The organism is Streptomyces sp. WM4235, assembly GCF_001279725.1.
Taxonomy (GTDB): Bacteria; Actinomycetota; Actinomycetes; order Streptomycetales; family Streptomycetaceae; genus Streptomyces.
In genome coordinates this window covers 1-8,116 of sequence record NZ_LGDE01000061.1, presented here as the reverse complement: position 1 = coordinate 8,116, position 8,116 = coordinate 1, and the positions used below count along the sequence as shown (strand labels likewise).

General features: G+C 74.2%; 2 protein-coding genes. Both read right to left on the bottom strand.

Features of this window, described 5'->3' with window-relative positions:
• Positions 1–172: 172 nt before the first annotated feature.
• The gene (locus ADK55_RS07595; protein WP_053676704.1) at positions 173–7,558 is read right to left on the bottom strand and encodes an amino acid adenylation domain-containing protein; all 7,386 of its coding nucleotides are present in this window, start codon (positions 7,556–7,558) and stop codon (positions 173–175) included.
• 71 nt (positions 7,559–7,629) lie between these two features.
• Positions 7,630–8,079, bottom strand: a complete 450-nt coding sequence (locus ADK55_RS38370) for a GNAT family N-acetyltransferase (protein ID WP_063839470.1) — start codon at positions 8,077–8,079, stop codon at positions 7,630–7,632.
• Positions 8,080–8,116 lie beyond the last annotated feature (37 nt).

The window sequence follows — 8,116 nt, the reverse complement described above, 5'->3', positions numbered from 1 at the left end:
CCCCGGGCCACGGCTGACCGTCGTTCAGCGCGCGCAGGCGCGGTCGAGTTCCGGCCACCGGCCGTCCGGGCCCGCTCCAGGGCCCCGGACGGCCGGTCCCCGGGCCGGGGGTCCTCGCGGACCGCCGCGCACCGTTCGTGCCCCGGGGCGAACACCCCGCGTCCCGTCGTACTCATCGGACCTCCCTCCGTTCCAGCGCCGCGGCGAGGATCCGCCCGATCTCGTCGATCGGGCCGGGATCGGCCAGCTCCAGGTGCCGGGCGTCGATCGGATGATCCTCGATGCGTCCCACGACGTGGTTCACCCAGCTCTGCGGACCCGCCACGGACTGCTCCGCCCCGGCACCGGGGCCGTCGTAGGCGAACTCGGCGGTGGCGGTGAACGTCAACAGCCCGCCGTCGAGCACCCTCGGGAACCAGCGGGCCATCAGCTCGCCGTGGTAGCGGCAGGTGTCCAGCATCACGGCCAACTGGGCCGCGTCACGCGGCGCCCACGCCCCCAGCGCGGGCGCGAGCAACCCCAGCAACTCCCCCGCGTCCGGGGTCCACCTCCCGTCGGCCGCCGCCTCCATGCGCTCACGGGGCGCGCGCACCGCGTCGAGGAGGCGGAGCAGCACCTCGCCCTCGGTGACCGTTCCCTGCCGCACATCGGCAGCCGTGGGGGCCGTACTGTCCATCAGCGCGACCAGGTCGACGCTCTCGCCGCTCTCCTTCAGCTGGATCGCGATCTCGTGCACGAGCACCCCGCCGAACGACCATCCCAGCAGCCGGTACGGGCCGTTGGGCCGCACCTCGCGGATGCGCCGCGCGTACTCCGCCGCGAGCGCGCCCATGTCGGCGGGACGTTCCCCTCCGCCGGCCGGCCCGATGCCCTGCAACGCGTACACGGGCTGATCGGGGCCGAGGCCGCGCAGCAACCCCGCGTACCCGAACCCGTCGCCCACCACCGGGTGCACGCAGAACAGCGGGGGCCGCGAGCCCTGCGCCCGCAGTGCCAGCAGCGGCTCCCACGCCGGGAGCGCCGCCTCCTGGTCGGCCGACGGCGCGGCGGCGGGCAACTGCGGACCCGGCACCGTCACCGGGTCGATCGCCGCGGGTGCCGTGGACGCCGGGCCGGTCGCGAGGCCGGTCATCCCCGACAGGCGCTCGGCGATCAACCGGGGGGTGGGGCAGTCGAACAGGGTCCGGATCGGCAGGTCCACGCCCAGCTCGGCCCGGATCCCCCCCGCCAGCCGCACCATCAGCAACGAGTGACCGCCCAGCAGGAAGAAGTCGTCGTCGGGCCGGACCACGGGCACGTCGAGCAGATCGGCGAAGAGCGTGGTCAGGGTCTTCTCCAGCGGGGTCCGCGGCTCCCGGGCGGCCGAGTCCCCGACGACCGCCGCCGGATCGGGCAGCGCGGCCCGGTCCAGCTTGCCGTTGGCCGTCACCGGGATCGCGTCCAGGGGCACGTACGCCGTCGGCACCATGTGCTCGGGCAGCCTGCCCCGCAGATGCGTGCGCAGCTCCTCGGCGCCCGGCGCCGCGCCGCCCGGGGCGGGCACGAGGTAGGCGACGATGCGGGACGCGGCGCGCGGGTCCTCGCGTACGACCACGGCGCAGGAGCCGACCGCCGGGTGCTCGCGGAGCACGGCCTCGATCTCCCCCAACTCGATGCGGAAGCCGCGGACCTTGACCTGTCCGTCGACCCGGCCCTGGTACTCGATGACCCCGTCGGCCCGCAGCCGCGCGAGGTCACCCGTGCGGTACATGCGGGTGCCGGGGGCGCCGTGCGGGTCCGCGACGAACCGTTCGGCGGTCAACGCGGGCCGGTCCAGGTAGCCGCGGGCCAACTGCACGCCCGCCAGGTAGAGGTCACCGGTGACCCCCGGCGGCACCGGCTGGAGTTCGGCGTCCAGCACGTAGACGCGGGTGTTCCACACCGGCCGCCCGATCGGCACGGGCCGGCTCGGATCGTCGTCCGGGCCGCAGGCCCACGCGGTCACCTCGATCGATGCCTCGGTCGGGCCGTACAGGTCCACCAGCAGCACGTCGGGCAGCACCTCACGGAACCGGCGCGCGGTCGCCGACCCCAGCGCCTCGCCACTGGCGACGACCAGGCGCAGCGAGCGGCAGCGACCGGCGTCGGGATCCTGGAGGAAGGCGTCCAGCATGGAGGGCACGAACTGCGCCACGGTGATCCGCTCCTCGCGGATCAGCCGGGACAGGTAGGCGGGATCACGGTGCCCCTCGGGCTTGGCGACGACCAGCGTGGCACCCGTGGTCAGCGGCCAGAAGAACTCCCAGACCGACACGTCGAAACTGGACGGGGTCTTCTGCAACACCCGGTCGACGGACGTCAGCCGGTACTCCTCCTGCCCCCAGCGCAGCCGGTTGGCGACGCCCTCGTGCGGGACGACGACCCCCTTGGGGCGCCCGGTCGAGCCGGAGGTGTAGATCACGTACGCGGGATCGGAGGGGGACGGGCCGACCGGTTCGCGGACGGCGGACCCGTCGCCGGCCGGCTCGTCCGTCGCCCCGGCCCACGGGTCCACCACGGTGAGGCCCTCGGGCACCCCCAGGGCGTCGGCGGTCCGCCCCGCCGCGACGAGCGCGGCCGGCCGGGCGTCGGCCAGCATGAACGCCAGCCGCTCCGCCGGGTAGTCCGGATCGAGCGGCACGTGCGCGCCGCCCGCCCGGTGGACGGCGCACAGGGCGGCGACCAGTTCGACCGAGCGGGGCAACGCCACCGCGACCCGGCTCCCGGGGCCGACCCCGGCGGCCGTCAGCCGCCGGGCGAGGGCGTCCACCCGGCCGTCCAGTTCGGCGTAGCTCACCGCGGCGCCCTCGAAGACCACGGCGGTGGCCTCGGGCGTCCGGGCGATCTGCTCGGCGACCGCGTCGGCGAGGGTGGTCGGCGGCAGTTCCCGCCGGGTGTCGTTCCACTCCTCCAGGATCCGGGTCCGCTCCTCGTCGGCGAGCAGCCCTACCCGGCTCAGCGGCAGGTCCGGATGTGCCGCCACGGCGGTGAGCAGCCGGGCCAGCCGGTCGGCGAGGGCGGCGGCGGGGGACTCGTCGAAGAGGTCGGCCCGGTACTCGACGGAACCGACCAACGCGCCCGCCGTGCCGTCCGTCGCCGGCTCCGCGCCCAGCGTGAACGTCAGGTCGAACTTGGCCGGGGCGAGGCCCACTTGCATGCCCCGCGTCGAGACGCCCGGAATGTCGAGGGACGTCTCCACGGCCTGGTTCATCACCAGGGCGACCTGGAAGAGCGGGTGACGGCCGGGCGAGCGCGCCGGGTTGACGAGGTCCACCAGCCGTTCGAAGGGCAGGTCCTGGTGCGCGTACGCGGCGAGGTCGGTCTCCCGCACCCGCCGCAGCAGCTCCCGGAACGTCGGGTTGCCCTCGGTGCGGGTGCGCAGGACCAGGGTGTTGACGAAGAACCCGACGAGTTCGCCCAGCCCCTCGTCGAGCCGCCCGGCCACCGGCGTGCCCAGCGGGATGTCGGTACCGGCTCCCAGTCGGGTCAACAGGCCCGCGAGGCCCGCCTGGACGGCCATGAAGAGACTGGCGCCCTCACCGCCGGCGAGCTCCACCAGGGCGCGGTGCACCGAGGCGTCGACCCGCAGCGGCACGACCCCGCCCGCGTGTCCCGTCGCGGCGGTACGACGCCGGTCCACCGGCAGCGCGATCTCCTCCGGCAGCCCCCGCAGGGCCTCGCTCCAGTGGGCCCACTGCTCGGCGGCCAGGGAGCGCGGATCCTGGTCGTCCCCGAGCAGGGCGTGCTGCCACAGGGTGTAGTCGGCGTACTGCACCGCGAGCGGCGTGCCGCGGTCGGGCTCCCCACCGGCCAGCCGGGCCCGGTACGCGGCGCCCAGGTCGCGGGCGAGCGGCCCCAGGGACCAGGCGTCACAGGCGATGTGATGGATGGTCAACAGCAGTACGTGCCGTTCGGGCGCGATCCTGAACACCCGTGCCCGGACGGGCGGTCGGTGGGCCAGGTCGAAGGGCTCCGAGGCGGCCGCCGCCAGCACCGCGTCGAGCGCGGCGCCGTCGGCGTCGTCCGGGCGCAGCGGCAGCACGTCGAGCAGCGGCGGCAGCCGGCGCGGGTCGAGGACCAGCTGCCGGGGCGCACCGCCGTCGTCCGGGAAGACCGTGCGCAACGACTCGTGCCGTTCGACGACATCGCCGAGGGCGGCCGCCAGGGCCCCGATGTCGATCGGCCCGTCGAGCCGCAGGGGGAGCGGGATGTGATAGGCCGGGCTCTCCCGGTCCAGGCGCTGGAGGAACCAGAGCCTGCGCTGCGCGTACGACAGGGGGATCCGGTCGGGGCGCTCCGCCGGCAGCAACGCGGGACGGCGACGCTCGCCGCCCCCCGGCCCGTCGGCCCCCACGAGCCGGGCCAGGCCGGCCGGGGTACGGGCCTCGAACACCGACCGGACCGTGAGGTCGGCCCCGGTCACCGTACGGATGCGACTGATCAGCCGCATCGCGAGCAGCGAGTGGCCGCCCAGGGTGAAGAAGTCCTGGTCGGGCCCGACCTCGGGCATCCGCAGCACCTCGGCGAACAGCGCGCACAGGGCGGTCTCCGCGGGGCCCTCGGGGGCGCGCCCCGGACCCTCGGAGATCCGTACCTCCGGCTCGGGCAGCGCCGCCCGGTCCAGCTTGCCGCTGCTGGTGAGCGGCAGCGCGTCGAGGTGGGAGTACGCCGCGGGGATCATGTAGTCGGGCAGTCGCCGCGCGAGGTGCGCGCGCAGCTCCGCCGGGTCGGGGACGGCGCCCGGGGCGAGCGCGAGGTAGCCGGCCAGGAACCGGTCGTCGGGGGAGTCGCCCCGGACCACGACGGCGGCCTGGACGATGCCCGGGTACTGCTCCAGGACCGCCTCGATCTCGCCCGGCTCGATCCGGAAGCCGCGGATCTTCACCTGCTCGTCCGCGCGACCGAGGTACTCGACCCGCCCGTCGCGACGCAACCGCGCCAGGTCCCCGGTGCGGTACATCCGCGCACCGGGCGGACCGTACGGGTCGGCCACGAACCGCTCCGCGGTGAGCGCGGCACGGCCGAGGTAGCCGCGGGCCACCTGCACCCCGGCGAGGTACAGCTCACCGCGAACGCCGACGGGGGCCGGGCGCAGGAACTCGTCCAGCACGTAGGCGCGCACGCCGTCGATGGGCCGGCCGATGACCGGGGTGGCGCTGTCGCCCAGCGCGCACGCCAGGGCGTCGACGGTGGTCTCCGTCGGTCCGTAGTAGTTGTGCACGGCCACGCCCGGCACGGCCGCGAGCCGGGTCCACAGGTCGGGCCCCACGGCCTCGCCGCCGAGCATCAGGACCTCGGGCCGGTGCGCGTCCTCGTCCAGCAGCCCGGCGGCGATCAGCGGCGCCACGTAGGTGGGGGTGAGGTCGAGGAAGGCCACCCGCTCGCGCCGCACGTACGCCACCAGCGCCGCCGGGTCGAGCCGGACCTCGTCGCAGAGCAGGTGCAGCCGGTGGCCCTCCAGCATCCAGAACAGCGGCTCCCACGAGGTGTCGAAGGTCAGGGAGGCCACCAGGGCGACGTCCAGGCCGTCCGGGGTCCCCGGGCGCACCAGACGGGCCCGGTGGTGTCGCATCAGGTTGGTCAGCGATCGGTGCTCGACGACGACGCCCTTGGGGGTGCCGGTCGAGCCCGAGGTGTGGATGACGTACGCGGCGTCGCCGGGGCCCGTGGGCCCGGTGCGGTCGGCGTCCGTCAGGTCGTGCGACGGGTGCGCGGCGACCGCGGCGGTCACCAGCGGGTCGTCGATCGCACAGGCCGCCGGATGGTCCCACGGTGCCTCGACGCAGGCCCCGGACACGATCACGCACACGGGTCGGACGGTGTCGAGGAGCCCGGCGAGCCGTTCCCCCGGCGTGTCCACCGCGACGGGCACGTAGGCGGCCCCGGACTTCAGGATGGCGAGGAGGCTCACGAGGACGTCGGCGTCCCGGGTCGCCATGAGCACCACGTACCGCTCGGGGCCGGCGCCGCGCCGCACGAGTTCCCGGGCCAGCCGGTTGGCCCGCGCGTTGACCTCGGCGAACGTCAGCCGGGTCGCGCCGGCGACCACCGCGATCCGGTCGGGGTCGGCCGCCGCGCGCTCCTCGAAGGCACGGTGGAAGGTGACGTCCGGGGGAGCCCCCGCACCCGAGGGGAGCGCGGGGCCGTTCCAGGCGGCGGGCAGGGCGGCCCGGTCCTCGGGGGTCAACAGGTCGATGGAGCCGATCCGCTGATCGGGGTCACCGGCGACCGCCTCCAGCAGCAGGGTGAGCCGGCTCATCAGGGCCTCGGCGCCCGCCAGGTCGAAGAGGTCGCTGCTGTACTCGACGAAACAGGTCAGCCCACCCGGGCCGCCGTCGTCGTCACGGCGTTCCATGACGTTGAACGACAGGTCGAACCGGGCGCCGCCCGGGTCGGCCTCCACGAACTCGATGTCCACTCCGGGGAAGACCAGTTCGGCCTTGGGCAGGTTCTGGAAGGCGAGCATCACCTGGAACAGGGGATGCCAGCCCAGCGACCGCGGCGGGTTGAGCGCGGTGATCAACCGCTCGATGGGCATCTCCTGGTGGGAGAAGCCCTGGAGGTCGACCCGCCGGACCCGCTTGAGCAGCTCCCGGAAGGTCGGATCGCCCGAGGTGTCCACGCGCAGCACGAGCGGGTTCACGAAGTACCCGACGACGTCGTCGTAACGCTCGTCCATCCGCCCGGCGGTGGGACTCGCGATCGGGATGTCCGTCCCGGAGCCGGAACGGGTCAGCACCGTGGCGAGCGCGGCCTGGACCAGCATGAACAGGCTCACCCGACACGTGCGCGTCAGCGCCAGCAGTTCACGGTGCAGCTCGGCGGAGATCTCCCAGGGGAAGTAGTCGCCCTCGAAGGTCTTGACCGCCGGCCGAGGGTGGTCGGTGGGCAGTTCGAGGCAGTCCGGGATGCCGTCCAGGGCCTTGCTCCAGTAGCCGAGCCGGCCACTGATCCCGCTGTCGGGGTCCTCCAGGTCGCCGAGCGACTCGCGCTGTTCGAGCGCGTAGTCGGCGTAACTCGCCTGGAGCGGAGCCCAGACGGGCTCCCGGCCCTGGCTCCGCGCGAGATACGCGGCGCTCAGGTTGCGGGCCAGCGGAGCCATGGACCATCCGTCACCGGCGATGTGGTGTTGGACCATCAGCACCACGTGCTCCCGGGGACCGAGCACGAAGACGTGCAGGCGCAGCAGCGGGTCCGCCGTCAGGTCGAAGAGGACCCGGCAGGCGGCGGCGATCAACTCCGGCAGCTCCTCCTCGTCGGCCTCGGCCACCGTGAGTGGCGTGACCACCTCGGCCGGATCCAACACGTGCTGGTACGGGGTCCCGTCCCGCTCGGGGAAGACCGTGCGCAGCGCGGCATGGCGTCCGATCACATCGTCCAGCGCCGCCCGGAGGGCGTCGACGTCGACGATTCCGGTGAGCCGCATGGCCACCGGCATGTGGTACGACGCGTCGCCGTCCTGCAGCCGGTCGTTGAACCAGAGGGCCAACTGTGCGTACGACAGCGGAATCCCCGTCGACCGGTCGGCTTCACCCTGCACGTGTCTTCCTTCTTCCCCGTGTGGACCTGTGGTCCGAATCGCGACAACAACCCGTCGAAGCCGGGGGATGGTCAGTCCCCGGCGGTCCAGCGGTACATGGCGTCCGGCTCCTTCTCCTCGTTGCGGCTGCCGTCGTTGAAGTCCACGGCGACGAATCCGTGTCGCTCGTAGAAGGCGCGGGCGCCGGGGTTGCGTTGGAACACGTGCAGTGTCAGCTCCGCGGGGCTCGCCCCGCGGACCAGCTCCAGCAGCCGCGAGCCGATGCCGCGGCGCAGGGCGTCGGGCCGCAGGTAGAGGTGGTCGAGTTCGGTCCCCTCCAGCGAGGCGAAGCCCAGCAGCTCGCCGTGCTCGTCCTCGGCGACCCACACGGTGCTGTCGGGGAGGACGACGTGCGTGATCCAGGCGAGGGTGACCTCGTCGCTGTGCACCCGGGGGAGGTAGGGCATCGCGGCGGCGCGCGACGCCAGGAAGACCTCCGTGACGGCCTGCGCGTCCTCGGCCGTGGCGCCGCGCAGACGCACCGCGCCCCGGTCCTGTCCCTGTTCGGCGGGCTCGTTC